This is a genomic window from Plantactinospora sp. ZYX-F-223, from assembly GCF_039649625.1.
Lineage (GTDB): Bacteria > Actinomycetota > Actinomycetes > Mycobacteriales > Micromonosporaceae > Plantactinospora.
This window is the reverse complement of record NZ_JBDJAV010000031.1, coordinates 13,445-39,635: the sequence shown is the minus strand read 5'-3', so window position 1 is coordinate 39,635 and position 26,191 is coordinate 13,445. Positions and strand designations below refer to the sequence as shown.

General features: G+C 73.3%; 23 protein-coding genes and 1 tRNA gene. 13 read left to right on the top strand and 11 right to left on the bottom strand.

Annotated features, from left to right (window positions below):
- Positions 1-87: 87 nt before the first annotated feature.
- Positions 88-762 (top strand): hypothetical protein, encoded by a 675-nt coding sequence (locus AAH979_RS28210; protein ID WP_346261215.1) that lies wholly within the window; start codon positions 88-90, stop codon positions 760-762.
- Between the two features lie 84 nt (positions 763-846).
- On the opposite strand, the gene AAH979_RS28205 is transcribed toward AAH979_RS28210, so the two are convergent.
- Positions 847-1,503 (bottom strand): hypothetical protein, encoded by a 657-nt coding sequence (locus AAH979_RS28205; protein WP_346261150.1) that lies wholly within the window; start codon positions 1,501-1,503, stop codon positions 847-849.
- A 268-nt stretch (positions 1,504-1,771) separates the two neighbouring features.
- On the opposite strand from AAH979_RS28205, the gene AAH979_RS28200 reads away from it, so the two are divergent.
- Positions 1,772-2,350: a copper resistance CopC family protein gene (locus tag AAH979_RS28200; protein ID WP_346261149.1), complete on the top strand. Its 579-nt coding sequence runs from the start codon at positions 1,772-1,774 to the stop codon at positions 2,348-2,350.
- A gap of 54 nt (positions 2,351-2,404) precedes the next feature.
- Here the strand turns inward: AAH979_RS28200 and gltX are convergent, their stop codons facing one another.
- The gene (gene gltX / locus AAH979_RS28195; RefSeq protein WP_346261148.1) at positions 2,405-3,814 is read right to left on the bottom strand and encodes a glutamate--tRNA ligase; all 1,410 of its coding nucleotides are present in this window, start codon (positions 3,812-3,814) and stop codon (positions 2,405-2,407) included.
- A gap of 194 nt (positions 3,815-4,008) precedes the next feature.
- Between gltX and AAH979_RS28190 the strand changes: the two genes are divergently transcribed.
- Complete coding sequence (locus AAH979_RS28190; protein WP_101367363.1) at positions 4,009-4,446, top strand: SRPBCC family protein; 438 nt, start codon at positions 4,009-4,011, stop codon at positions 4,444-4,446.
- 61 nt (positions 4,447-4,507) lie between these two features.
- On the opposite strand, the gene aceE is transcribed toward AAH979_RS28190, so the two are convergent.
- Positions 4,508-7,264 (bottom strand): pyruvate dehydrogenase (acetyl-transferring), homodimeric type, encoded by a 2,757-nt coding sequence (gene aceE / locus AAH979_RS28185; RefSeq protein ID WP_346261147.1) that lies wholly within the window; start codon positions 7,262-7,264, stop codon positions 4,508-4,510.
- 188 nt (positions 7,265-7,452) lie between these two features.
- Here aceE and AAH979_RS28180 point away from each other — a divergent pair, with 188 nt between their 5' ends.
- Positions 7,453-7,857, top strand: a complete 405-nt coding sequence (locus tag AAH979_RS28180; protein ID WP_318394219.1) for a YjbQ family protein — start codon at positions 7,453-7,455, stop codon at positions 7,855-7,857.
- Positions 7,858-7,930: 73 nt separating this feature from the next.
- Positions 7,931-9,583, top strand: coding sequence for a mucoidy inhibitor MuiA family protein (locus AAH979_RS28175; protein WP_346261146.1), 1,653 nt, complete (start codon positions 7,931-7,933; stop codon positions 9,581-9,583).
- A gap of 177 nt (positions 9,584-9,760) precedes the next feature.
- Here the strand turns inward: AAH979_RS28175 and AAH979_RS28170 are convergent, their stop codons facing one another.
- From AAH979_RS28170 to AAH979_RS28155, 4 genes are all read right to left on the bottom strand, one after another.
- Positions 9,761-11,413, bottom strand: a complete 1,653-nt coding sequence (locus tag AAH979_RS28170) for an alkaline phosphatase D family protein (RefSeq protein WP_346261145.1) — start codon at positions 11,411-11,413, stop codon at positions 9,761-9,763.
- 123 nt (positions 11,414-11,536) lie between these two features.
- Positions 11,537-12,334 (bottom strand): ABC transporter permease subunit, encoded by a 798-nt coding sequence (locus AAH979_RS28165; protein WP_346261144.1) that lies wholly within the window; start codon positions 12,332-12,334, stop codon positions 11,537-11,539.
- A complete protein-coding gene (locus tag AAH979_RS28160; RefSeq protein WP_346261143.1) occupies positions 12,321-13,232 on the bottom strand; it encodes an ABC transporter ATP-binding protein in 912 nt (303 codons plus the stop codon). Before AAH979_RS28160 ends, AAH979_RS28165 begins: the two co-directional genes overlap by 14 nt.
- Positions 13,225-13,644 (bottom strand): MarR family transcriptional regulator, encoded by a 420-nt coding sequence (locus tag AAH979_RS28155; protein ID WP_346261210.1) that lies wholly within the window; start codon positions 13,642-13,644, stop codon positions 13,225-13,227. The genes AAH979_RS28160 and AAH979_RS28155 overlap by 8 nt, the downstream gene beginning before the upstream one ends.
- A 239-nt stretch (positions 13,645-13,883) precedes the next feature.
- Here AAH979_RS28155 and AAH979_RS28150 point away from each other — a divergent pair, with 239 nt between their 5' ends.
- The 5 genes from AAH979_RS28150 (at position 13,884) to AAH979_RS28130 (ending at position 18,682) form a co-directional block, all read left to right on the top strand.
- Positions 13,884-16,361, top strand: a complete 2,478-nt coding sequence (locus AAH979_RS28150; RefSeq protein ID WP_346261142.1) for a transketolase C-terminal domain-containing protein — start codon at positions 13,884-13,886, stop codon at positions 16,359-16,361.
- 111 nt (positions 16,362-16,472) lie between these two features.
- Positions 16,473-16,910 carry a DUF3052 domain-containing protein gene (locus tag AAH979_RS28145; protein WP_346261141.1) on the top strand — a complete coding sequence of 146 codons (438 nt, stop codon included), beginning with the start codon at positions 16,473-16,475 and terminating at the stop codon, positions 16,908-16,910.
- Between the two features lie 12 nt (positions 16,911-16,922).
- A complete protein-coding gene (locus AAH979_RS28140) occupies positions 16,923-17,387 on the top strand; it encodes a peroxiredoxin (protein ID WP_346261140.1) in 465 nt (154 codons plus the stop codon).
- A 132-nt stretch (positions 17,388-17,519) separates the two neighbouring features.
- Positions 17,520-17,594 (top strand) — tRNA-Val (locus AAH979_RS28135).
- 389 nt (positions 17,595-17,983) lie between these two features.
- Complete coding sequence (locus AAH979_RS28130) at positions 17,984-18,682, top strand: DUF4142 domain-containing protein (protein ID WP_346261139.1); 699 nt, start codon at positions 17,984-17,986, stop codon at positions 18,680-18,682.
- A 75-nt stretch (positions 18,683-18,757) separates the two neighbouring features.
- Here AAH979_RS28130 and AAH979_RS28125 read toward each other — a convergent pair whose 3' ends face one another.
- Entirely contained in the window at positions 18,758-18,967 is a 210-nt protein-coding gene (locus tag AAH979_RS28125; RefSeq protein WP_346261138.1) for a hypothetical protein, read from the bottom strand.
- A 56-nt stretch (positions 18,968-19,023) separates the two neighbouring features.
- Entirely contained in the window at positions 19,024-19,347 is a 324-nt protein-coding gene (locus AAH979_RS28120; RefSeq protein ID WP_346261137.1) for a zinc ribbon domain-containing protein, read from the bottom strand.
- Positions 19,348-19,530: 183 nt separating this feature from the next.
- Here AAH979_RS28120 and AAH979_RS28115 point away from each other — a divergent pair, with 183 nt between their 5' ends.
- The 3 genes from AAH979_RS28115 (at position 19,531) to AAH979_RS28105 (ending at position 24,671) form a co-directional block, all read left to right on the top strand.
- Entirely contained in the window at positions 19,531-20,049 is a 519-nt protein-coding gene (locus AAH979_RS28115; RefSeq protein ID WP_346261136.1) for a GAF domain-containing protein, read from the top strand.
- 91 nt (positions 20,050-20,140) lie between these two features.
- Complete coding sequence (locus AAH979_RS28110) at positions 20,141-23,656, top strand: DEAD/DEAH box helicase (protein WP_346261135.1); 3,516 nt, start codon at positions 20,141-20,143, stop codon at positions 23,654-23,656.
- Positions 23,657-23,702: 46 nt separating this feature from the next.
- Positions 23,703-24,671 (top strand): SWIM zinc finger family protein, encoded by a 969-nt coding sequence (locus AAH979_RS28105; RefSeq protein ID WP_346261134.1) that lies wholly within the window; start codon positions 23,703-23,705, stop codon positions 24,669-24,671.
- Between the two features lie 118 nt (positions 24,672-24,789).
- On the opposite strand, the gene AAH979_RS28100 is transcribed toward AAH979_RS28105, so the two are convergent.
- Together AAH979_RS28100 and AAH979_RS28095 are read right to left on the bottom strand one after the other, a co-directional pair.
- Complete coding sequence (locus AAH979_RS28100) at positions 24,790-25,044, bottom strand: DUF3040 domain-containing protein (RefSeq protein ID WP_346261133.1); 255 nt, start codon at positions 25,042-25,044, stop codon at positions 24,790-24,792.
- Positions 25,045-25,484: 440 nt separating this feature from the next.
- A complete protein-coding gene (locus AAH979_RS28095; protein WP_346261132.1) occupies positions 25,485-26,165 on the bottom strand; it encodes a bifunctional DNA primase/polymerase in 681 nt (226 codons plus the stop codon).
- Between the last annotated feature and the right edge of the window lie 26 nt (positions 26,166-26,191).

The following is a 26,191-nucleotide window of genomic DNA, read 5'->3' as shown; positions in this document are numbered from 1 at the left end:
TTCCCGCACTTGCTCACCGTCAACCGTGCGGGTGCCACCGCACCCCGGGGCGACCGCCCACCCGGCGGCGAGTGTGAGGAGGCCTGGATGGCGCATGACGCCGAGCGTGGCTGTTCGGAGGACGAGCCGGACTCGTTGCTTGGCGATCGTGGGCCGCTGCCCCCGTTACCCCCGCTTGGCCCGGTCGGCCGGTTCCGCTGGGTCTGCGGTGCCAGTGCGGGGCTTCCGGCGGGTCCGCTCGACGGGTCGGCGCCCGGCCGGCCCGGCGCCGAGCCGCTGGTCGCCGGGCTCCCGGACAGCCTCGACGATCCGCAGTCGGCCGCGGATCCGGTCGACCCGTCCGGTGTGTCCCGTCCGGCGGCGGCGAGGACAGCGGCACGGCCAGCCGGACCGGCGGCACCGGACGACCAGGCCGGGATGTGCCGGCCCACGGATCCCGGGGAGGGCGCCGTGCGGGCGTCCGACCCGGGCGGTACGGAGCACTCCGTGACCGATCCGGGGCGGCTGGGCGACCGGTCGAGGCTGGTTCCCCGGCCCCGCCCGGGCGAGCCGGACGGCGAGGTCCAGGACCGGCCCGCCCAGGCCAGCACCTCACCGGGCAGGCCGGACGGCTCGCCGGAGACGCCGGTCGAGCCGGCTGGCCGGCGTATCCCGGGTTGCCAGACCGATCTGCCGGGCTGGGCCGGGGCGCACCGGCACGGCGCGGTACGCCCGTCGCGACGCTCCGTCCGGCGCGACCGCCCGCCGCGCCGCTGGTGCTGACCGCTACCCGTCGGGGCTCTGCCGGTGGTCGGGGCCGGCCGGTGGCGAACCGGATGCTTCCCGGGCGCTAACTGGCCGGTCGGGTCAGCGGGTGCGGCGCCGGACCAGCAGGGCGATGCCGGCGAGCCCCAGTGTGATGGCGAGCAGCACGGCACCGTTGAGCAGCATCAACTGCCGCAGCTCGCCGAGCAGCCGGTCGACGTCCTTGCCGGTGCCGATCGCGTCGTCCGGGATCACCCGTTCGCCACCGCCGACCCCGCCGCCGTGCAGGCTGCTGACGTTCTGCTCGGGCAGCGGCGCGCCGGCCGCCAGCAGGGTCTCGGCCATGGTCAGCCGGCCGAAGAACCAGGCCGCGCCGGGCCGGCTCTTGTCCGGCTGCCGGGCCGGTCGGTAGACCCGCGGCCCGCCCTTGGCCAGCGGGTAGAGGTCGTACGACTGCTGGGCGGCGTTGCCGACGTGCACCACGACGGTGTATTTCGGACCCAGGTCGGCGGCCTTCAACCCACGGGTGTTGCCGCCGCCGGTCTTCAGGAAGCCCACCTGGTCGACGAGCGCGGCGACGAGCTCCGGCTTGTCCTGGGCCTGGACGGTCAGCGGGGCCGACAGGTCCTTGCCGGTGATCACGACCGATGTCGGCTTGGCCGGCTTCGCCTGGGCGGCGCCCGCGATCCCGAGCCAACTCGCCGCAGCGACCAACAGCGTGGCCACGCCGACAAGTCGACGACTCACCTCTCCGGCCATCGCCGACCTCCTCGCCCCGTCTCGATGGTGGCCATGATGCAGGTCACGCGCTGGTTGGTCGGTGGAGCGCACGGCACTGTCCCGGATGGACCTGCCGTACTCACTACAAAGACTCCGCAGAACGCCGCTCGGTTGCACCTGAACGAGCAGTTATTGGAACTATCTGCGATCTAGGGTCGACCAAGTGGCGAGCCATTGATCAGTTGGGCGAAATCGTAGCGGGACGGAGGCGATCATGGGGGCTCGGGTCACCCGTGTCGGAACACTGGTGCTGAGCGTCGTTCTGGTGGCGTTGAGCGTACTGCTGCCGGCCGGTCCCGCCGCCGCGCACAACTCGCTGACCGGCAGCGATCCCCGCAACGGCGCCCGGCTCGGCAAGGCGCCGGCCAGCGTGCGGCTGACCTTCCTGAACAAGCTCGACCCCGGCACCACGCGGGTCACGGTAACCGGCCCGGACAACGTCGACGCGGCGGCCGGAAAGCCCTCCTTCGCCGGCTCCCGGGTGACCGTACCGATCCGGCCGGGCGCCGCCGGGCTCTACATCGTCCAGTACCAGGTCGCGTCCGGCGACGGGCACCCGGTCAAGGGGGAGGTCCGGTTCACCCTCACCGTGGGGACCACCCCGACCGCCTCGCCGTCGGCCGCCGCGCCGACCCCGGTCACCCCGGCCAGCTCGGCGCCGGCCACCGCGCCGCCGGCCGCGGCCGGAACACCTACCCCGGCCGCCGACTCCGGTGGACCGGCGTGGTGGCCGTGGGTCCTCGGTGCCGTACTCGTGCTGGCCGCGCTGGCCGGCGGACTGCTGCTCCGGCGCCGGAGTTCGCGCCGATCCGGTGCCGCGAACTGACCGTCGCGCCGGTGTGCCCGGCCGGTGGTCCGGACGGCGTCAACGGGCCGCCGGTCAGACCAGTCGGAGCCGGGCCGCGCGGAGTCGGGTCAGGGTGCGCTCCCGGCCGAGTACGGCCAGCGACTCGAAGAGCGGCAGCCCGACGCTGCGCCCCGTCACGGCCACCCGGACCGGCGCCTGCGCCTTGCCGAGCTTCAGCCCCCGGCGGGCGCCGACCTCCTCCAGGGTCGCCTTCAGCGGCTCCGCCGCCCACTCCGGCAGGGCGTCGAAGGCGGCGATCGTCTCGTCCAGCAGGTCGGCGGAGCCCTCCTTCATGCTCTTCGCCCAGGCCGCCTCGTCGACCAGCGGCGAGTCCAGGAAGAGGAAGTCGACGTTCGGCACGATCTCGCTGAGTACCGCGATCCGGGTCTGGGCCAGCGGCGCCACCGCGGCGAACGCGGCCGGGTCGTACTCGGCCGGCTGCCAGGGCGGCGGGGCGATGGTCTCGGTACCGGTCAGCCAGGGCTGGCAGGCCGCGACGAACTCGTCGACCGGCAGCGCCCGGATGTATTCGCCGTTGAAGGCCCGCAGCTTCTTCTCGTCGAAGAACGCCGGTGACGGGTTCACCTCGGCCAGCCGGAACTCGGACTCGATCACCGACCACGGCACGATCTCCCGGTCGCCGGAGGGCGCCCAGCCGAGCAGCATCAGGTAGTTGCGCATCGCGTCGGCGAGGTAGCCCTCGTCCCGGTACGCCTCCAGGGCCACCTTGTCGCGCCGCTTGGAGAGCTTCTGCCGCTTCTCGTTGACCACCACCGGCACGTGGGCCCAGATCGGCGGCTTGACCCCGAGCGCGTCCCAGAGGAGCTGCTGCTTGGGCGTGTTCGGCAGGTGCTCCTCGGCCCGGATCACGTGTGTGATGCCCATGGTGAGGTCGTCCACGACGTTGGCCAGCAGGAAGACCGCCGAGCCGTCGCCCCGGGCGATCACGAAGTCCTCGATCAGCTTGTTCTCGAAGGTGGGCTCGCCGCGGACCAGGTCGACCACCACGGTCTCACCCTCGTCCGGGGTACGGAACCGCAGCGCCCGCCCCGGCCCGGGCTCCAGGCCGCGGTCCCGGCAGAAGCCGTCGTAGCCCTGGTACTGCGAGCCGGTGCGGGCCTGGATCGCCTCCCGGGTGCAGTCGCAGTAGTACGCCCGGCCGGTGGTGTGCAGCCGGGTCGCGGCGTTGCGGTGCTCGCCCGCGTTCGCGGACTGGAAGTACGGTCCCTCGTAGCTGCCCCGGGCGATCCCGATCCAGTCCAGCGCGGAGAGGATCCCCTCGGTCCATTCCGGCCGGTTGCGGGCCGCGTCGGTGTCCTCGATCCGCAGCACGAAAACGCCGCCCTGCTGCTTCGCGAAGATCCAGTTCTGTAGGGCCGAGCGGGCACCGCCGACGTGGAACATACCAGTCGGGGAAGGGGCAAAGCGTACGCGTACCGTCACGGTCTCCAGCCTACGCACGCCCCCGGGGCGGCCCGCCACCAGGTTTCCCCGCCGTCCGTCCCGGTGCGCCCGAGGCGGCGAATTCCACGGCGGTAGTTTCTTCCGGCGTGTCGGCGGCCAATCGTCCGGTTTCGTCCGTAATCGTGAATAAGCTGCCAATGGTCACGGGTTGTCCGCAATGGAGGCGACTGAGGATGATGCTCATCGAACGCAGCACGCGGGTCTCCGCACCGATCGAGGCGGTGTGGGACCTGGTCCAGCGGGCTGAACACCTGCCGGGCTGGCTGGCCGGGGTACGCCAGGCGGAGGTGCTCTCCGGGGAGGGGATCGGCCGCCGTCAGCGGGTACACGCGGCGGGCCGGGCGCTGGACGCCGAGGTGATCGCGTATCAGGAGCCGACCCTGATCGCGTGGCGCGAGCGGGCCGAGGGCTCGGGCGCGCGGGCCGAGGCACGCACCGAGGTCTACGTCGAACTCGCACCGGAGGAGGACGGCACCTCGGTACGCCTGATCATGGTCCGCTGGCCCGCCGGCCCGGTCAGCGGGGCGCTGCTGCGCTGGGGAATGCGTCGGGTCGGTGCCGACCTGGAGGGCTCGCTCGCCCGGCTCACCGGGTTGGCCACCGTCGGCTGAGGGGCGGGTCGTCGCGGTGGCGACGTCCCGCCCCTCCGGGTCGCGGATCAGCGGTGGACGGTCAGGAGTCCCCGCCGGTCTCGCCCACCGGGGCCGCCGCGATGTCGTCGATCGCGTACTTCTTCGCGGCCTCGGCCGGCACCGACGGCGGCACCACGCCGCGCCGCGCCAACTGGCGCAGCGTCGCGACGGTCACCGACTCGGCGTCCACGTGGAAGTGCCGGCGCAGCGCGTGCCGGGTGTCCGAGAGCCCGAAACCGTCGGTGCCGAGCGAGGTGTAGTCGCCGGGGATCCACCGCGAGATCAGGTCGGGTACCGCGCGCATCCAGTCGCTGACCGCCACCACCGGTCCGTCGGCGTCGGCCAGCTTGCGCTGGACGTACGGCACCCGGGGCTCGTCGCCCGGGTGCAGGAGGTTGTACTCCTCGCACTCCACCGCGTCCCGGCGCAGCTCCGTCCAGGAGGTGACCGACCAGACGTCGGCCGCCACGCCCCAGTCCTGGGCCAGCAGGTGCTGGGCCTTCAGCGCCCACTGCATCCCGGTGCCGGAGGCGAGGATGTTGGCCCGGGGCGCGTCGCCGCCGTCCGTGCCGCCGACCGGGGGAGCCGGCGAGTACCGGTAGATCCCCTTGAGCAGCCCCTCCACGTCGACGTTCTCCGGCTCGACCGGCTGGAGGATCGGCTCGTTGTAGACGGTCAGGTAGTAGAAGACGTTCTCCGGCCGCTCGCCGTACATCCGGTGCAGGCCGTTCTCGAAGATGTGCGCGATCTCGAACGCGAACGCCGGGTCGTACGCCACCACGGCCGGGTTGGTCGCGGCGATCAGGTGCGAGTGGCCGTCCTCGTGCTGCAGGCCCTCGCCGTTGAGCGTGGTCCGGCCGGCGGTGGCGCCGAGCACGAAGCCCCGGGCCATCTGGTCGGCCGCCGCCCAGAACGCGTCGCCGGTGCGCTGGAAGCCGAACATCGAGTAGAAGATGTACAGCGGGATCATCGGCTCGCCGTGCGTGGCGTACGACGAACCGGCGGCGGTGAACGAGGCCACCGAACCCGCCTCGTTGATCCCCTCGTGCAGGATCTGCCCGGTGATCGCCTCCTTGTACGACAGGAACAGCTCCCGGTCCACCGAGGTGTACTTCTGGCCGTGCGGCGAGTAGATCTTCTGGGTCGGGAAGAGCGAGTCCATCCCGAAGGTCCGCGCCTCGTCCGGGATGATCGGCACGAACCGCTTGCCGAACTCCCGGTCCTTCATCACGTCCTTGAGCAGCCGGACGAACGCCATGGTGGTGGCGATCTTCTGCTTGCCGGAGCCCTTCTTGACGTCGGCGAACCGCTCCTTGCCCGGCACCGGCAGCGGCGCCCACTCCGTCCGCCGGCTCGGCAGGTAGCCGCCGAGCTGCTGCCGCCGCTCACGCAGGTACTCCATCTCCTCGGACTTCTCGCCCGGGTGGTAGTACGGCGGCAGGTAGGGGTTGCTCTCCAACGCCGAGTCGGGGATGTCCAGGTAGAGGCGGTCGCGGAAGCTCTTCAGGTCGTCCAGGGTGAGCTTCTTCATCTGGTGTGTGGCGTTGCGGGCCTCGAAGCTCGACCCCAGCGTCCAACCCTTGATCGTCTTGGCCAGGATCACGGTGGGCTGACCGGTGTGGTTCAGCGCCGCCTGGTACGCCGCGTAGAGCTTGCGGTAGTCGTGCCCGCCCCGCTTGAGGTTCCAGATCTCGTCGTCGGAGAGCCCCTCGACCATCTTGCGGGTACGCGGGTCACGGCCGAAGAAGTGCTCCCGGACGTACGCCCCGGACTCCGCCTTGTAGGTCTGGTAGTCGCCGTCCGGCGTGGTGTTCATCAGGTTGACCAGCGCGCCGTCGGTGTCCGCGGCGAGCAGCGGGTCCCACTCCCGGCCCCAGACCACCTTGATCACGTTCCAGCCGGCGCCCCGGAAGAACGCCTCCAGCTCCTGGATCACCTTGCCGTTGCCCCGCACCGGCCCGTCCAGCCGCTGCAGGTTGCAGTTGATCACGAAGGTGAGGTTGTCCAGCTCCTCGCGGGCGGCCGCGCCGATCGCGCCGAGCGACTCCACCTCGTCCATCTCACCGTCGCCGAGGAACGCCCATACGTGCTGGTCGGAGGTGTCCTTGATGCCCCGGTGCTGCAGGTAGCGGTTGAACCGGGCCTGGTAGATCGCGTTGATCCCGCCGAGCCCCATCGAGACGGTCGGGAACTCCCAGAAGTCCGGCATCAGCCGCGGGTGCGGGTACGACGGCAGCCCGCCGCCCGGGTGCGACAGCTCCTGCCGGAAGCCGTCGAGCTGGTCCTCGGTCAGCCGCCCCTCCATGAACGCCCGGGCGTACATGCCGGGGGAGCCGTGGCCCTGGTAGAAGATCTGGTCGCCTCCGCCCGGGTGGTTCTTGCCCCGGAAGAAGTGGTTGAACCCGACCTCGTAGAGCGACGCCGAGCTGGCGTAGGTGGAGATGTGCCCACCGACGCCGATCTCCGGTCGCTGCGCCCGGTGCACCAGCATCGCGGCGTTCCACCGGATGTACGCCCGGATCCGCCGCTCGATGTGCTCGTCCCCCGGGAACCAGGGTTCCTGCTCCGGCGGGATGGTGTTGATGTAGTCGGTGGTGGTCAGGGGCGGCACCCCGACCTGGCGCTCCCTGGCCCGCTCCAGCAGGCGCAGCATGACGTAGCGGGCGCGTTTGGCGCCGCGCTCGTCGATGACACCGTCGAGTGACTCGACCCACTCGCTGGTTTCTTCGGGGTCGATGTCCGGAAGCTGGCTCGGCAGGCCGTCGCTGATCACCGGGCGCTTGCGTTCCGTGGCCACAGGCGTTCCCTAGGTTGTGTGTGGGATAGGTCTCTAGCGCCATCCTGCCCCCTCATGCCTGGCTCCGTCACGTCTAGACCCGGTAGAGGCGATGCGCGACACAGGTACCAGGCGGTAACTTTCCGGCAACGCGGCGTTCTTCGCCCCGGAGATTCAAGATCGGTTCGGCGGTCGGGAAGACTGGGGGGATGCAGAGTGAGGTGATCACCATTCGGACCGGATCCCGCCCCGTGGTCCGGGACATCACCCGGGAGGCCGAGCAGTTCCTCTCCGGTCGGGGCGATGGGCTGCTGCACGTCTTCGTGCCGCACGCCACCGCCGGCCTGGCGATCATCGAGACCGGAGCCGGTTCCGACGACGACCTGCTGACCGCGCTGGACGAGCTGCTCCCGACCGACGACCGCTGGCGGCACCGGCACGGTTCGCCGGGGCACGGCCGGGACCACGTCCTGCCCGCCTTCCTGCCGCCGTACGCCACGCTGCCGGTGCTGGACGGCCGGCTCGCGCTCGGCACCTGGCAGTCGATCTGCCTGGTCGACCCGAACGGCGACAACAGCACCCGCCAGGTCCGGTTCTCCTTCCTGCCCGGCTGACCACAGCTCCCCGGGTGCCGGTAGGGCACTTCCAGGCGCCCCGGTGTGGCGGCGGATCGGTAACCTCGCGCGAATGACGCCATCCCGAATCGACGCGCCGATCGTCGCCGTGACGGTCTATCCGGACCGGGCCCGGGTGACCCGCCGGACAGATCTGCGGCTGCCACCCGGGGAGCACCGGGTCCGGATCGGGCCACTGCCGCTCGGCCTGCTCCGCGACTCGCTGCGGGTTGGCGGGCGCGGGCCGGCGACCGTACTCGGGGTGGACGTGTCGACCGAGGTGCTGCCCCGGGCCACCGAGGGGACCGCCGCCGAACTCGCGCAGCGGCGTCGCGGCATCACCGCCGAGCTGGCCGAGCTGGCCGACGCCGAAGCCGTCGAGGGGCAGCGCGCCGACTTCCTGGCGCTGCTCACCCAGCGGGCCGGTGCCAGCTACGCCCGGGCGCTCGCCGCCGGCGAGGCCACCCCGGGTGACGTCGCCGGCTTCACCGACTCGGTGGCCGAGCAGACCGCCGCCAGCCAGGCCCGGCGGCGGGAGCTGGCCCGCCGCCAGGAGGAGGCCCGGGAACGGCTGGCCGCGGTCGAGCGGGAGATCGCCGCGCTGTCCGGCCGGCGGTCGCCGGACCGGCTGGCCGCCGAGGTGACCCTGCGGATCGAGCCGGACACCCACGACGAGCCGACCGCGCCGGAGCCGTCCGCCGAGGTCCAGCTTGAGCTGTCGTACGTGGTGGAGGGCGCGGGCTGGACCTCCTCGTACGACCTGCGGCTGGTCGACGAGACCCTGACGCTCACCTGGTTCGGGCTGGTCAGCCAGCGGACCGGCGAGGACTGGCCGGAGTGTGCGCTGCTGCTCTCCACCGCCCGCCCGGCGACCGGCACCGAGCTGCCGGAGCTGGAACCGTGGTATCTGCGCCAGGCGGAGCCGACGGTCTGGATGGAGCAGGAGGGCGGCTGGGGCGGCGGGCCGGTCCGGGCGAGGGCGGCCGGCGGGCCGCTGCCGCCCGGCGGGATGCCGGCACCGGGCGCCGCCGGCAAGGCGCAGTCGTTCGGCGCCGCTCCCCGCCCGCCCGCGCCGGTGGCGCAGCCCACCGCCACCCTCACCCAGGGGGCGCAGGCCGCCACCTACGAGCCGGCCCGCCCGGTGGCCGTACCGGCGGACGGGGGCGCACACCGGGCCGTCGTCGCCGTACTGGAACTGGCGGCCCGGCTCGACCACGTCACCGCGCCGGTGCGTACCCCCGGGGTGCACCTGCGGGCCACCGCCGTCAACGGCTCCGAACACACCCTGCTGCCCGGGCCGGCGTCGGTGTTCCACGGCGGCGACTTCGTCGGCGGCACGACGCTGCCGACCTGGGCGCCGGGCGAGGAGGTCGAGGTGGCGCTCGGGCTCGACGACCGGATCCGGGTGAAGCGGGAGCTGGTGCGGCGCAGCGACACCAAGGCCACCCTGGGCTCGACCCGGCGCCGGGAGGTCGAGTACCGGATCACCCTGGCCAACCACACGCCCCGGCCGGCCCGGTTGACGGTGCGTGACCAGCTTCCGGTCTCGCAGAGCGACGGGATCACGGTCCGGGAGCTGCGGCTCGACCCGCCGCCGGACGAGCGGGCGGCGCTCGGTGAGCTGATCTGGCGGGTGGAGCTGCCGCCGGGCGGCTCCCGGGAGATCGTCACCGGGCTGCGGGTGGAACTGGCCAAGGGGGTCGAACTGCTCGGCTGGCGCGAGTAGGCCAGCCACGCGCGCGTCGCGCGGGCACGCCCCGGATCGCGAGTAGCGCACCGGCACCCACGTGGGCCGGCCGGCGCGGCGAGTAGGCGGCCCTGGCCGGCCCGGACCCGAACCGGGCCGGCCAGGAACCGGGTCTACCCGGCGGGACCATCTCCGTCGATGCGGTGCGGTGCGGCCTCAGGGCCGCAGGTTCTCCCTTGCCGCGGTCTCCGCCGCCTGGTCGCCCAGGGACCGGGCGGTGGCGGTGGCCGGGTCGACCGGCCGGTCGTACGTCTGGTGCAGCCCCGGCACCCGGTCGGAGACCACGAACGACGCCCGGGTGTACGCCGGCGCGCCCGGCGTGGTGACGTGCGGCAGCACCTTGAAGTCGGCTCGCAACTCCCGCTCGGTGAACCGGGTCAGCACGTAGCCGCGCTGGTTGTTGTGGAACTTCAGGTGCGGGTTGTGCGGGAAGTACGGGTGGCTGCCGGTCACCGAGTCGGCGCCGTTGCCGCCCGAGGTGATCGACGAGCAGACCAGCTCGCTGCCGACCGTCCGCGAGGTCGGGTCGTCGTAGTCGAGCTTGAGGTCGGTGGCCCAGTGCGCGTGCACGTCACCGGTGAGCACGATGGCGTTGCGGACCTTCGCCTCCACCCAGCCCCGGGTGATCCGGTCCCGGGAGCCGACGTACCCGTCCCAACTGTCCATCGAGGTGAACTTCGCCGGGCCGGCGTCGGTGTCCCGCTGGCCGAAGAAGACCTGCTGGCCGAGGACGTCCCAGCGGGCGTCGGAGCGGCGGAACCCGTCGATCAGCCAGCGCTCCTGCTCGGCGCCGGTGATCGAGCGGGCCGGGTCGAGCGCCGCCGGGCAGTCCTTCGTACCGTCGCCGCAGGCCTGGTCGTCCCGGTACTGCCGGGTGTCGAGCATGTGGAAGTTGGCCAGCCGCCCCCAGCGGATCCGCCGGTAGAGCTGCATGTCGATGCCGTTCGGGATCGAGGTGCGGCGTAGCGGCATGTTCTCGTAGTACGCCTGGAACGCCGCCGCCCGGCGGGCCAGGAAGTCCGGCTGCGGGATGTCGGGCCGCTCGTGGATCTCGTCGGCCCAGTTGTTGTCCAGCTCGTGGTCGTCCCAGACCACGACCCAGGGCGCGACCTGGTGCGCGGCCTGGAGGTCCGGGTCGGACTTGTACTGCGCGTGCCGCTGCCGGTAGTTCGCCAGGGTGACGGTCTCCGGCCCCTCGTGGTCGCGCGGGTTGCCGCCCGGGATGTTGTACGTGTCCTTGGTGTACTCGTACTGGTAGTCGCCGAGGTGCAGGACCAGGTCCGGGTGCTCCTCGGCGAGCCGCCGGTAGGCGGTGAAGTAGCCGTGCTCGAACTGCGAGCAGGAGGCGAAGGCCATCGTCAGGGCGCCGCCCAGGGCCCAGGCCGCCGGGGCGGTACGGGTCCGGCCGACCGGCGAGGTGTGCCGCTCGGCGTGGAACCGGTAGAAGTACTCGCGTCCCGGCTGCAACCCGTTCAGTTCGACGTGCACGGTGTGCCCGGACTGCGGGCGGGCCGCCGCCGTGCCCCGGCGTACCACGTGCCGGAACCGCTCGTCGGCGGCGAGTTCCCAGCGCACCGGCACGACCCGGTTCGGCATGCCGCCCAGGCCGTCGGAGGCCAGCGGGGTCGGCGCGAGCCGGGTCCAGAGCACGAAGCCGTCGGAGTCCGGGTCGCCGGAGGCGACGCCGAGGGTGAAGGGGTCGGCGGCCAGCGGCCGGGCGGCGGCGGCCGCGCTGGGCAGGCCGGTCACCGCGCCGGCGGCCCCGACCGCGGCGCCGGTGAGCAGGAGGGTACGGCGGGACAGAGCCATCGAGATCTCCCAAGATCCGGTGGACAGGCTCTGAGCAGCCTGGCGAGCAGCGGTTCATCGGGCCGATCGTCCCGATAACGCCCGGTCGAACAAGAAGTGAAGGAAGGGGGCGGGTTGCCCGGTTCAGACTGCGACGTCCCGTCGGGTGAACGCCCAGGTGCCGACGGCGACCAGCAACGCCGAGGTGCCGAGCAGGAGCAGCGCATCGCCGGCCTGCACCCCGTGCACCAGCGGCTGACCGCCCAGATACCAGTGGAACGGGGAGAGTTCGGCCCCCCACTCCAACCCCTCGACCTGCGGCGACACGGAATTCGCCAGGTACGCCAGCACGGCCACCCCGGCGCTGACGCCGAGCGCGACGGCCCGGCGGCCGGTCGCCGCGCCGACCGCGTACGCCAGCGCGCCGAAGGTGGCGCCGAGCAGGGCGAGCTGGAGGTTGACCGCGGCGAACTCGCCCGCACCCACCCCGTCGAACTGGGCCGGCCCGGCCAGCGCCAGCATCGCCAGCCAGAGCAGTACGGCGATCACCGCCAGCCCGACCAGCAGCGCGGCGAACCGCTGCATCGCGAGCCGGACCCGCCCGACCGGATGCGCGAGTACCAGGTCGAGGGTGCCGGCCTCCTCGTCGCCGGCCACCGCCCGGGTGCCGGCGGTGATGGCGAAGACGGTGACCAGCAGCGGCACCAGCAGCCCGTAGACGGCGCTGCCGAGATAGCCGGCCGCGCTGGTCAGGTCGCTGTAGTTGAACGCCTCCAGCAGCCCCTCCGGGTACGCCGCCAGCGCCTCCTGCATCTCCGGGGCCTGCATGGTCGGCCAGAACGCCGCGTACACGGCGGCCACGCCGACGATTGCCAGGGTCCAGCCGAGCAGCGAACGCCGGGCGTCGAAGAGGGCCTTGCCGAACGGGTTACCCGGCAGCATGCTCGACCTCCCCGGTCGCGTAGTAGTCGAAGAACAGCTCCTCCAGGTCGGGTTCCTCGGAGAGCAGGCTCAGCACCGAGTGCCGACCGGCGGCCTTGACCAGCGCGTCGGCTCGGCCGGCCAGCCGGCAGCGCAGGGTGCCGCGCTCCAGGGTCGCGTCGCTGACCCCGGGCAGCTCGGCGAACTCGGCCAGCTCGACCGGGTCGTCGAAGGAGATCTCGACCCGGCGGACCGCCCGTTCGCGCAGCTCCTCCACGCGTTCGACGGTGACCAGCCGGCCCTGGCGGACGATGCCGACCCGGTCGGCGGTCTGCTGCACCTCGCTCATCACGTGCGAGGACATGAAGACGGTCTGCCCGGCCGCCCGGGCCTCGCGGACCAGCGCGACGAACTCCTGTTGCAGGAACGGGTCGAGCCCGCTGGTCGGCTCGTCGAGGATCAGCAGTTCGGGGGAGTGCATGAACGCCTGCACCACCCCGACCTTCTGCCGGTTGCCCTTGGAGAGGCTGCGGATGCGCCGGCCGAGGTCGAGGTCGAGCCGCTCGGCCAGCTCCTCGATCCGGCCGCGCGGCACCCCGCCGCGCAGCTGGGCCAGGTAGCCGAGGAGTTCCCGGCCGGTCTGCCGGCCGTCGACGACGAAGTCGCCGGCCAGGTAGCCGATCCGGCGCCGCAGCGCCACCCCGTGCCGGCGCGGGTCCTGGCCGAGCACGCTCACCCGGCCGCTGGTCGGGCGGATCAGGTCCAGCAGCAGCCGGATGGTGGTGGACTTGCCGGACCCGTTCGGCCCGAGGAAGCCGTACACCTCGCCGGTTTCGACCCGCAGGTCCAGCCCGGCCAGGCCACGACTGCGGCCGTACCGCTTGACGAGTTGCTCGGTGCTGATGGCCGGGTCAGCCATCGGCCTCTCCTTTCCCGAGGTGTTCGGCCTTGAAGCGTTCGACCAGGGCGGGCACCTCCCGCTCGACGTAGGCGTAGAAGTCACGGGTGATCCGGACCCGGTCGGCCCGCGGGGAGTCCTGGCCACCGGCGAGGTCCACGCCCCGGTCCATCAGCTCGCGGAACACCCGGAACTTCAACGGCTGGACGACGGTGTGGATGATCGCGTCCGGCGCGACCTCGTAGGCGTGGCCGCGCCGCCCGGGGATCGGCACCCGCCGGACGAAGCCGCTGCGCTCCAGCAGCCGCATCCCGGTGCTCACCGAACCCTTCGACAGGTCGAGCGCGGCGGCCAGCTCACCGCTGGTCTGGTGCGGCGGGTCGCAGATCAGCAGCCAGCCGAGCAGCTTGCCGTACGCCGGGGTCAGGCCCATCCCGGCGAGGACGACGGCCGCCTCCTCCGCATAGCGCCGTTCCGGGGAGAGTTCGGTCACCGATACCGCCTATCCTGTTCGAACATTCAAGAAGTTCTGAACTTTCAGTTTAGGGCGTCTCCCGCGTACCGCAAGGGTCCGGCTTTGGGCGGGGTGCGCCCGGCGGACCGCGCGGGGCGTCGCGGACGCCACGGGCGGTTGTGACGTGTCTGAGTGGTCACGGGTGGCCGGCGTCGGTAATGCTGTCGGACGTGACCACCCCCCAAGATCTCGACGAACGGTTCCGGGAGGCGGTCGGCGCCATCGAGGTGTCGGCGCCCGGGCGCACGGCCGCCGAGCCGGTCCGGGACGGCGGCACGCTCGACGGCCGGACGGCCCTGGAACTGTTCGACGCCCAACTGGTCAGCCGGCATCTTGATCTCGCGGCTCGCTGGCTGCGTAGCTTCGGCGAGGGGTTCTACACCATCGGCTCCTCCGGACACGAGGGCAACGCCGCGGTGGCGCTCGCGGTCCGGCCGACCGATCCGGCCCTGCTGCACTACCGGTCCGGCGCGTTCTACTGCGCCCGGGTCGCCCAGGCCGAGGCCGAGGGCTCCGCCGCGCGGGCCGAGCAGGCCGGCGGTGCGGCGCACCGGGTCGGGGTCGCCGAACGGGTGGCCGAGGCGATGCGCGGTCAGGACGGCAACGGCAACTCCGGCGACCGTGGGGACGACGACGGGGCCGCCGCACCCGAGGCGGTCCTCGACGCCGCCCGGGACGTGCTGCGCGGGGTGGTGGCCTCCGCCGACGAGCCGATCGCCGGTGGCCGGCACAAGGTCTTCGGCAACGCGGCCGTCGCGGTGGTACCGACCACCTCCACCATCGCCTCGCACCTGCCCCGGGCGGTCGGGATCGGCTTCGCCATCGAACGGCTGCGCCGGCTCGGTGACGGCCGGGGGCGGCCGACCGGGCGACGGGCGGCCGGCGGCGCGACCTGGCAGCGCGGCGAGGCCGAGTCGGCCTGGCCGAGCGACGCCATCGTGGTCTGCTCGTTCGGCGACGCCTCGGTCAACCACGCCACCGCCGTCGCCGCGTTCAACACCGCCGGCTGGTGCGACCACACCGGACTGCGCATCCCGGTGCTCTTCGTCTGCGAGGACAACGGGCTCGGCATCAGCGTGAAGTCGCCGGACGGCTGGGTGGCGCAGGCGCTGCGGGCCAAGCCGGGGATCCGGTACTTCTCGGCGGACGGCTGCGACCTGGTCGAGACGTACGACGTGGCGGTCGAGGCGGCCGCCTGGGTACGCCGGCACCGCCGGCCCGCCGTACTGCACCTGTCCACGGTGCGGCTGATGGGACACGCCGGGGCGGACGCCGAGATCGCGTACCGGAGCGCCGCCGAGATCGCCCGGGACGTGGCCCGGGATCCGGTGGTGGCCACCGCCCGGCTGCTCGCCGAGGCCGGTCTGGGCACGCCCGAGGAGCTGATCGCCCGCTACGACGAGGTCGGCTGGCAGGTCCGCAAGGTCGCCGAGGAGGTGCTCGGCGAGCGCAAGCTGGACAGCGCGGCGGACATCGTGGCGCCGTTGGCGCCGAGGCGCCCGGTCCGGGTCGCCCGGGCGATCACCGACGCCGCCGGCCGGGCCGCCGGGCCGGGCGCCGCCGCCCGCGGCGCCGCCTTCGAGGGCAAGCTGCCGGAGCAGGCCGGCCCGCTCACCCTGGCCCAGACCATCAACGCCGCGCTCGCCGACGGGCTGCTCGACTATCCGAGCATGACGGTCTTCGGCGAGGACGTGGCGGCCAAGGGCGGGGTGTACGGGGTCACCAAGGGCCTGCGGGAGCGGTTCGGTGCCCCCCGGGTCTTCGACACGCTGCTGGACGAGACCTCGATCCTCGGGCTCGGTCTCGGCGCCGGGCTGAGCGGGATGCTGCCGGTGCCCGAGATCCAGTACCTGGCGTACCTGCACAACGCCGAGGACCAGCTCCGGGGCGAGGCGGCGACGATGCAGTACTTCTCCCGGGGCGCCTACCGCAATCCGATGGTGGCCCGGATCGCCGGGCTGGCGTACCAGGACGGGTTCGGCGGGCACTTCCACAACGACAACTCGCTGGCCGTACTCCGGGACGTTCCGGGGCTGGTGCTCGCGGTGCCGGCCCGGGCCGACGACGCCGCCCCGATGCTGCGCTCCTGCCTGGCCAGCGCGGCGGTCGACGGCAGCGTCTGCGTCTTCCTGGAGCCGATCGCGCTCTACCACACCCGGGACCTGCACGCCGAGGGCGACGGGGAGTGGCTCGCCCCCTACCTCGGCCCGGGCGGCTGGACGGCCAGCCACGTGCCGATCGGCCGGGGCCGGGTGTACGGCGTCGGCTCGGCGGAGGACGTCACGATCATCACGTTCGGTAATGGTGTTCGGATGTCGCTGCGGGCCGCCGCGAAGCTGGCCGAGGAGGATGTCGGCGTCCGGGTGCTGGATCTCCGCTGGCTGGCTCCGCTGCCGGTGGCGGACATCATCCGGGAGGCCCAGGCGACCGGCCGGGTGCTGGTCGTGGACGAGACACGCCGGTCCGGCGGGGTCGGCGAGGGAGTGGTGGCGGCACTGGTCGATGCCGGTTTTGTCGGATCTGCCCGTAGGGTAGCTTCTATCGATACCTTTGTCCCGTTGGGTCCGGCCGCCCGTCACGTACTGGTCTCCGAAGAGGCCATTACCCAGGGTGCCCGAACGCTGCTGGCACGGTAAATTCCCTTCGACTCGGTGCGCCACTTGCGCGCGGCGGGACAACTGTGTGGACTTTGCGTCATCGGCGTCGCACGGATGCCGCTGGCAGTGGAGATGAGGAGGCACGTGACAGTGAGCGCGACCGCTGGTCAGGCCGCCGACGGCGTACGGAGTCTGGCGGACCGGTTCGGCATCGAGCCGGGGATGGTCGTCATGGAGATGGGCTACGACGACGACGTCGACCAGGATCTCCGGGACGCCCTGACCGATCGCTGCGGAGAGCTGGTAGACGAGGACACCGACGAGGTCGTGGACTCGGTGCTGCTCTGGTACCGGGACGGCGACGGTGACCTGTTCGAGATGCTCGTCGACGCCCTCGGCCCGCTGGCTGACAACGGCGTGGTGTGGCTGCTGACGCCAAAGGCCGGGCGGGACGGCCACGTCGAGCCGAGCGAGATCAGCGAGACGGCGGTCACCGCCGGCCTCCAGCAGACGTCGACCGTCAACGCCGGCAAGGACTGGAGCGGCGCGCGACTGGTCCTCCGCCGTGGCGCCAAGGGCAGGAAGTAGGAAGGGAGCCGGATGCCGATCGAGGTTGGCGCGCCAGCGCCGGACTTCGTGTTGAAGGACCAGAACAACCAGCAGGTACGCCTGTCCGACTTCCGGGGGCGGCGAGCCGTGCTGCTCGTCTTCTATCCGCTGGCGTTCACCGGCACCTGCCAGGGTGAGCTGGGCGAGCTGCGGGACAACCTCGACGAATACCAGAACGACGACGTGCAGGTGCTGACGGTCAGCGTCGACTCGGTGTACGCGCACAAGGTCTGGGCCGACCGGGAGGGCTACCAGTTCCCGATGCTGGCCGACTTCTGGCCGCACGGGGCGGTGGCGAAGGCGTACGGCGTCTTCAACGAGACCGCGGGGTTCGCCGACCGGGGCACCTTCGTGATCGACAAAACCGGTACGGTGCGCTTCGCCGAGTGCAACGGACCCGGTGAGCCGCGCGACCAGGCGGGTTGGCGCAAGGCCCTGGCCGCGGCGCGCGCCTGAGCCCGGCACCGGAGCCGAGCGGGGCGGGGCGGGGCGGCCGCCGTCGCGGACACCCGGATCGGCGAACTGGGTGGAGCGGGTGCCGGGGCGGCAGGGTAAGCTTGCCGCCGCCGGTAGGCCGTCAGGCGCTCCGGGCGCGTAGCTCAGTGGGAGAGCACTCGCCTTACAAGCGAGGGGTCGCAGGTTCGAAACCTGCCGCGCCCACCACCGATCCGTCTCCACCTCGCCCGAGGTCTCACCTGCTGTCAACGCCGGGTCGCCGATCGTGGTCGACCGGCCCGAATCCCGGTGTGCCGCGGATCGGCCCGAATCCCGGTGCGCCGGCCGATCGCCGAGCGCACCGACCGGCGTCCCGAACTCCCGAACCAGAACCGCAGGTACTTTCGTACCCGTGGCTCCGCCGCCACCGGGGTCGGCGCTACCCGCCGGTATAGGTTTCCTTTAAATGTGGCCTAAGCTTCGCTCTCCTCGGGCATCCGAGATTGACTCATAAGCGCGCACCGCAATACCGTCCTGGCCGACAACTCCATTGCCACTCTGGCGCCGCTTTCTGGGAGGTTGAGTACGTGGCCACGGCCCGATCTGCGGTAAAGGCAATGCGCCGGACGGCTGCTCTGCTGGCTGGCCTGGTCGTCGGGCTGCTCGTGCTGCCCGGGGCGGCGATCGCCGCACCGGCCGGGCCGACCCAGCTCGGCGCCGCCGACATGGCACTGCTCAGCGGGGTACGGCTGGCCGGGCTCTGGGAGATGCCGGCCGGGCAGATGGCGGCCGAGAAGGGTGACAGTGCCCGGGTCCGGGAGATCGGGGCCGAGATCGCCAAGCAGCACGTGGAGCTGGACCAGCTCACCGTCGAGGCGGCGAACAAGCTCGGCGTCCAGTTGCCCACCGACCCGACGGCCCAGCAGAAGGGCTGGCTCGACGAGATGACCAACGCCTCCGGGGCGCGGTTCGACCGGATCTTCGTGGACCGGCTGCGGGCGGCGCACGGCGCGATCTTCCCGGTCATCGGGGCGGTCCGGGCCGGGACCCGGAACGAGACCGTACGCACGCTCGCCGAGCAGGCCAACGGCTTCGTGCAGACCCACATGACCCTGCTGGAGAGCACCGGCCTGGTGCGCTACGCCGAGCTTCCCCCGGTGGTGGTGCCCGTCCCGCAGGACAACTCGCTGGCCGCCAACGCGAAGGCGAACGCGGAGTTCGGCACCGGCCTGAACACCACGGTCATCTGGGCGGTCCTGCTCGGTGCGCTGGCCCTGGGCGGCATCGCCACGGTCCGGGTGTTCCGGGGCAAGTAGCGGACTCGCCGACGCGGGCGGGGTCGGGACCGTCCTCGGCGGGGCCGGAAGCGTCCTCGGCGGGCCGGAACCGGCTCAGGACGGGGCCGGCCCGCGCCACCGGTACAGCCAGGGCGGCCCCTCGCCGACTACCGCCTCCAGTTCGTAGATCTCGGCCCGGGCGAGTCCGCCGTCGATCAGGTGGTGGTGGGTGAGCGGCGGGCGGCCGTGCACGTCGAGGTCGACGATCACGCTGCCGCCGTCACCCACGCCGCCGACCAGCGGAATCTCCGTGGTGGCCTCCATGTGGTCATCCTGCCGCCGGATCCGCCCCGGCGCAGCGGATCGGCGTACCCGGCCGGTCACCGCCACTGGTAGTGCAGATCGGCGACCCGTACCCCGATGCTGACCCGGGCCAGTACGGCGGTCAGCAGCGCCTGCCGCCGGTCCTGCGGCAGGTCCCGGGCCGCGTCCCCGTACGTCGCCGCGACGTGCGCCCAGACGGCCTGCTCGGCCTGCTCAGCCGGGATCCAGGGGCGGGGGCACTGCCGCCGGGGGCAGCCGTAGTAGCGGCGCCCGCTCGACGAGAAGGACGGGATCAGCAGTTCGTCGCAGGGCCCGCAGGAGATCAGCCCGCGCAGCAGGTAGCGCCCTGGCGTGGCCCGCTTCACGATGGGGAAGTCCATGCTCACCGCCTCGCTCGTGATGCCGACGCATCCATGCCTGTCGTCATCTTCTCCGTTAGTACGGCCGCCGGGGCGGAACTGTTCGATTCGTGACTGGGGTAAGGCCGAAAATCGCCAGGAACTACCGCCCGGCGGTCGCGGATATTCGCTCTGCCAGGGCGGTCGAGCCCATACTCTGCCGGAATGACGCCAGACGAACTGACCGCGGTCGTCGCCTCCCTCGCCGACGGAGATGGCGCCACCGGTGCCGGCGGACCCGACGGGATCACCGGCACGGCGGTCGCCGACGACGACGCGGGGCGCCGGAGTGCCCAGATCGCCGCCGCCGTACGGAGCCAGACCGGGCACCGGTGGGTCGGGGTGTACCGGGTGACCGGAACCGAGGTGCGGATCCTCGGCTATTCCGGACCGGGTGAGCCGGCGTACCCGACGTTTTCCCCGGACAGCGGGCTGACCGGCACGGCCGTGGCGACCGGCCGCAGCGTGGTGGTCGACGACGTGACCGCTGACCCGCGCTACCGCACCGTGTTCGGCACCACCCGCTCCGAGATGGTCGTGCCGGTGCTGCACCCGCGCACCGGCGCCGTACTCGGCACGCTCGACCTGGAGAGCGAGCACCTCGCCGCGTTCGGCGCGGCCGAGCGGGAACTCCTGGAGCGGTGTGCGGCGGCCATCACCCCGCTGTACGGCGTCGATCCGTAGCCGAATGCCGGCACGGGGAACGGCGGCGGTGCCGGACGGGGTGCTAGAAAGGGATCCGCCCGCTGACCCACGGCCGAGAAGGGACCTGTGCGTGCTGGTCGTCCACGCCCTCTGGCTGGCCGGCGGTCGGCTCGCGGTGTGGGGGGAGGACTCCACACTGCCCGTCCGGCCGCCACGCCGGCCCGGCCGCCCGCCCCGGCACCGGCCGCACCCGTTCGCGGCGGGACATGCCGGGCTGGCCGGTGCGCTCGGCGAACTGGCCGCGAAGGCGACCACCGGCGGTGCCCTGCTCGCCCTACCCACCCGGGCCGGCGCACCTGTCGACTCGGCGGAGCTGGTCCGGACCGAGCCGGTCGAGCCGGGCCGCGGCCCGGTCGGTCTGGCGCCGTGGCGGGTGCCGGTGCTGGAGTACGACGCCGACCACGCGCTGCCGGTGCTGCTCGCCTTCGGCGAGAGTGAGCCGCTTGGCGGTCGGGGGGCGCCCGCTGGCCCGGAACGGCCCGCCCGCCGGCCCTCGCCCGCCCGCCGGACGACCGCCGCGGAGCAGTCTGCCGACCGGGAACCCGACGGGTCGGGCCCGGCGGTCCGGGGCGGGTCGCTGCGCCACCTCGCCGGGCTCGCCGAGTTCGCGGTCGAGCTGGTCCGGCGGGGCCGGATCCTGCCCGGCCTCTCCGCACCGACCACCCCCGGCGGCGCCAGCACCTTCTCCGAGGACAGCCCGGCCCGCCCCGGCGCTCCGGCCGGCTCCCGCAGCCCACGCGGCTCCGATCGCTCCGGCCGTTCAACCGGCTCGGTCGGCTCGGCCCGGGCGGTGTGGCGACCGCTGCTGACCGGGGCCGACGCCGGCTGGGCCCGCGCGTTGACCATGGCGCTGCCCCCGGCGGCCCGCGCCGCGCTCGACCCGCCCGCGGCCGGGGCCGCCGCACCGGACGACACCAGCGGGCCGGCACCCACCCGACCGGACGACGGCACCGGGTCGGGAGCGGTCCAGCCCGGCGACGCTCCCGGCGCGAGCGGCTCGGCGGCGGCCACCGTCGTGGACGCCCTGGACGCGCTCACCGACGCCGCCGCCCGGACGGCCCTGGAGGGGGTACGGCTGATCGGGGCCGCTCGGGCCGGCGCCGCCGACGTTGCCGTACGGGCCTGGCTCCGGGCGCTGACCGGGCGGCAGCGGGACTTCACCGCGGCACCGGAGGCACTGGCCGGGCTGGACGGCGAACTGCGCGCCTGGCAGCGGGATGCCGCTGGTAGCTCGGTGCGGGCCTGCTTCCGGCTCGTCGAGCCACCCGCGCCGGTCGACATCGACGTGGCACCGACCGAGGCGGACGAGTCGACCGAGGCGGACGAGCCGACCGAGGCCGAGGGGCTGACCGGGCTGACCGAGGCGGACGAGCTGACCGAGGCCGAGGGGCTGGCCGGGGCGGGCGGGGCGGCGCAGCGCTGGCGGGTGGAGTTCGCGCTCCAGGCGGCCGACGAGCCGAGCCTGGTGGTCGGGGCGGACCGGATCTGGGCGGCCCGGGGCGACCTGCGGGCGCTGGCCCGGCACCTGGCCGCCCCACAGGAGACCCTGCTGACCGAGCTGGGCCGGGCGAGCCGGCTCTGGCCGGAGCTGGACGACGCGCTGCGGACAGCCGCGCCGGAGGCGTTGGAGCTGGACACCGAGGGGGCGCACCGGTTCCTCCGGGACGGGGCGCCGGTGCTGCACGCCGCCGGGTTCGGGGTGCTGCTCCCCTCCTGGTGGCAGCGGCCGGGTGCCCGGCTCGGGGCCCGGTTGCAGGCCAAGACCCGTACCGCGCCGGGGACGGTCGCCTCGCGTAGCGCGCTGGGCATGGAGGCGCTGGTCGACTACCGGTGGGAGCTGGCGCTCGGCGACCAGCCGCTCTCCGCCGCCGAGCTGCGGGCGCTGGCCAAACTGAAGACACCGCTGGTCCGGCTGCGTGGCCAGTGGGTGGAGCTGGACGCGAAGCGGCTCGCCGCCGGGCTCAAGCTGCTCCGCGCGGGTGGTGAGCTGACCGTGGGCGACCTGCTCCGGCTGGGGCTGGCGACGCAGGACGATCCGGCGGCGCTGCCGGTGCTCGGGGTCAGCGCCGACGGCCCGCTCGGAGACCTGCTCGCCGGCCAGGCCGAGCGGCACCTCACACTCCGGGACGCGCCCGAGTCGTTCCGGGGGACGCTGCGGCCGTACCAGCAGCGCGGGCTGGCCTGGTTGGCCTTCCTCCAGTCGCTCGGCCTCGGCGGCATCCTCGCCGACGACATGGGGCTGGGCAAGACCATCATGATGCTCGCGCTGCTCGCCGGTGACCCGCCGGACGCCGGTCCGACCCTGCTGGTCTGCCCGATGTCGCTGGTCGGCAACTGGCAGCGCGAGGCGGCCCGGTTCACCCCGGAGCTGCGGGTGCACGTACACCATGGCGCGGAACGGCCGCGCGGGGCGAAGTTCGCCGCGGCGGTGCGGGAGGCGGACCTGGTGCTCACCACCTACTCGCTGGCGGCCCGGGACGCCGCCGCGCTGGCCGAGGTCGACTGGCACCGGATCGTGGTGGACGAGGCGCAGTCGATCAAGAATGCCGCGACCCGGCAGGCCGCCGCGGTCCGGTCACTGCCCGCCCGGCACCGGGTGGCGGTCACCGGTACCCCGGTGGAGAACCGCCTCGCCGACCTCTGGTCGATCATGGAGTTCGCCAACCCCGGCCTGCTCGGCGCCGCGACCGCCTTCAAGAAGCGGTACGCCGAACCGATCGAGCGGCACGGCGACGACGACGCGGCGGCCCGGCTGCGCCGGATCACCGGCCCGTTCGTGCTGCGCCGGGTGAAGACCGACCGGTCGATCATCACCGACCTGCCGGAGAAGCTGGAGATGGAGGTGCTCTGCAACCTCACCCGGGAGCAGGCGTCCCTCTACCAGGCGGTGGTCGACGACATGATGGCCAAGATCGAGTCGAGCGACGGCATCGAGCGGCGCGGGCTGGTGCTGGCCACCATGACCCGGCTCAAGCAGGTCTGCAACCACCCCGCCCAGGTGCTCCGGGACGGCTCGGCGCTGCCCGGCCGCTCCGGCAAGCTGGCCCGGCTGGAGGAGATCCTGGACGAGGTACTCGCAGCCGGCGAGAAGGCACTGATCTTCAGCCAGTACGCCGAGTTCGGCGGGATGCTCCGGGCCCACCTCGCCGCCCGGTTCGGCCGGGAGGTGCTCTACCTGCACGGCGGCGTCGACAAGGCGGACCGGGATGCGATGGTGGCCCGGTTCCAGGACGCCGCCGGGGACGGGTCGGTCGGCCCGGCCCTCTTTGTCCTCTCCCTCAAGGCCGGCGGGACCGGGCTGACCCTGACCGCCGCCAACCACGTCATCCACGTCGACCGGTGGTGGAACCCGGCGGTCGAGGACCAGGCCACCGACCGGGCGTTCCGGATCGGTCAACGCCGCGCCGTGCAGGTACGCAAGTTCGTCTGCGCCGGCACCGTGGAGGAGAAGGTGGCCGCGATGATCGCCGAGAAGCGGGGGCTGGCCGCGCGGATCGTCGGCAGCGGCGAGCAGTGGCTCACCGAGCTGTCCACCTCGGAACTGCGCCAGCTCTTCGCCCTGGAGAGCGGGGCGGTGGTGGAATGAGCGAGCGAACCGCCACGCTCGGTGCGCACAGGTCTGGAATCCCGGCATGACCGACTTCCGCGAGTACGGCCGCCCGCGCAAGGTCGACGGCGGACTGCGGGCGCGTACCGCCCGGGGGGCGATCGGGCGGTCGTGGTGGTCCCGCCGCTTCCTCGACGTACTCGAGTCCTTCGCGCTGGGCACCCGGCTCACCCGGGGCCGCTCGTACGCCCGCGCCGGGCAGGTGGTCTCGCTCGACGTGGCACCGGGCAAGGTGACCGCCGTGGTGCAGGGCTCCCGGCCGGAGCCGTACCAGGTGTCGATCCGGTTCCGGCCGTTGGCCGAGCGGGTCTGGACCCGGCTCGAGACGCTGCTCGCCGCGCAGGCGCTGTTCAGCGCGCGGCTGCTGGCCGGCGACGTACCGCCGGAGCTGGAGGCGGTCTTCGCCGAGGCGGGCGCGCCGCTCTTCCCGGCCGGCGTCGACGAGCTGACGCAGCGCTGCGACTGCCCCGACTTCGCCGTGCCGTGCAAGCACCTGGCCGCGACCTTCTATCTGCTCGCCGAGGCGTTCGACGCGGATCCGTTCCAACTGCTGCACTGGCGGGGGCGGGACCGCGAACGGCTACTCGCCCGGCTGCGGGCGCTGCGCGGTGCCGACCCCGGCGCCGGGGTGGCCGAGCGGGACACCGGCCCGGGGCGCGGCCGCCGGCCGGCCAGCCGGCGACGGGCGCGTACCGGTGGGTCCGACGCCGACGATGCCGAGCTGCCGGTGCCGGTCGGCCCCGGCCCGGTCGACCCGCCGCCGGTCGGCGCCGGACTGGCCCTCGCCGACCTGCCCGCCGAGCCGCTGACCGGGATGCTCGACCGGTTCTGGGTCGCCCCGGTGCCGCTGCCGGCCCGCGCGCCCACCCTGGCGACCGAACCGGAACTGGTGCTGCGCCAGCTCGGTCCGCCGGGTGCGGCGATCGGCGGCCCCGGCCTGACCGAGCGGCTCCGCCGCGCCTACATCCGGTTCGGCGACGTCGACCCGGACTGAGCGAGCCGCACACCGCACCGGGCCGACCACACCGGACCGGGCCCGTACCATCCGACCGCCCGACCGGCTGCTCACTCCGGCCGGCCACCGCCGGAGACGGTGCCCCGCCGTCGCCGGGTCACCGGGTCCGCCGGGCCTGCCACATCAACAGCGTGGCCGCGACCAGGACCGCCGGGGCGATCGCGACGGCCAGCCAGCCGCCGAGTACGACCAGGGCCGGCACGGTGGCCCAGAGTACGAAGGTCAACACGAGTATCAGCCGAGCGCGCCGCAGTTTGCCCCGGTCGCCCAGCCGGGCGACGAACTCGGGATCGGTTATCCGGAGCTGGTGCGTGATCTCGTCAAACCGGCGCTGATCCTCTTTGCTGAGCATGGCGTGGGCCCTTTCCTCAGGCGTCAACCAGTCCGGCGCCGGATTACCCGGTCCGGGGCCGCTCTCACGCTGCTCGTGCCCTGCTACCGGCCCTGCCGCCGGGACCGCGCCTCGCCCCGGCCCCCGCCCGCGCGGTTGCCGTCCGCTCGGTCCCGTGCTGAGCCGGTCGCGGGCTTTCGACCTGGTCGCCACGGGTCGTCCCTCGTGGCCGGATCCGCCCCGGCGGATGCCTCCTTGGCCTCAGTCGGCCCTGGCCGGGCACGCCGGGTTCACGCGGCCTGGCCGGGCACTCTGGGTTCAGTCGGCCGGGCACTCCGGGTTCACGCGGCCTGGCCGGGCACTCCGGGTTCGGCGGGGACGGAACCGACGTTTCCGGGCTCCAGCCGGGGCGGGACGATGTTCCCGGTTCGGGCGCAGTCGGGAACCCGACGACCCGGGCGTCAGGAACCCCGGCGCGGGGCGGGCAGGTGTGCCGGGAAGAGCGGCTCGGGCAGGGCCGGTGCGACGGCCTCCAGCGCATCGACGATCAGCTCCTGGACGCCGTACGGGTCGGCCAGGCGCCAGCGGGTCTCCTCCGGGGACACCACCCAGCGCACCGTTCCCTCGGGCAGCCGGGTCGGCGGGGCCGGAATCCACGAGCCGGGGCCGTGCCGGACCACGTAGAGGCTGTGCTCCAGCTCGGGCCGGAGCGGCTCGCCCGGGCGTACCAGGAACATCCACCGGCCGCCCGGTGTGGCCGCGACCGGCCCGCGGACCAGGCCGGAGATGCTGCCGAACAGCCGGGGCCGGGCCTGTTCCAGCGCGAACCGCCCGAGGTAGGCCGGGACCTCCAGCACGTCGAAGGCGCGGCCGGTGGCCAGCAGGATCGAGTGCGGGCGGAGCCGCCACCAGGTGGCGACCCGGGCCGGGTCGGCGGTGGCGCTCTGCTCCCACTGCTCCAGCGCCGGATGGCAGCCGGTGGTCGGGCAGCCGGCCCGGCCACAGACGAACCGGTGCCGGGCCAGACAGGCGCCGGGGGTGACCTGCCAGCCGTGCCCGGCGTAGCGGAGCGCGATCCGGCGCAGCCGGACCCGGTCGAGCTGGGCGAAACGGACCGAACGTGGACGGACTTTCTCCCACATTTCTGCGAACCCCCTACATTTATTGA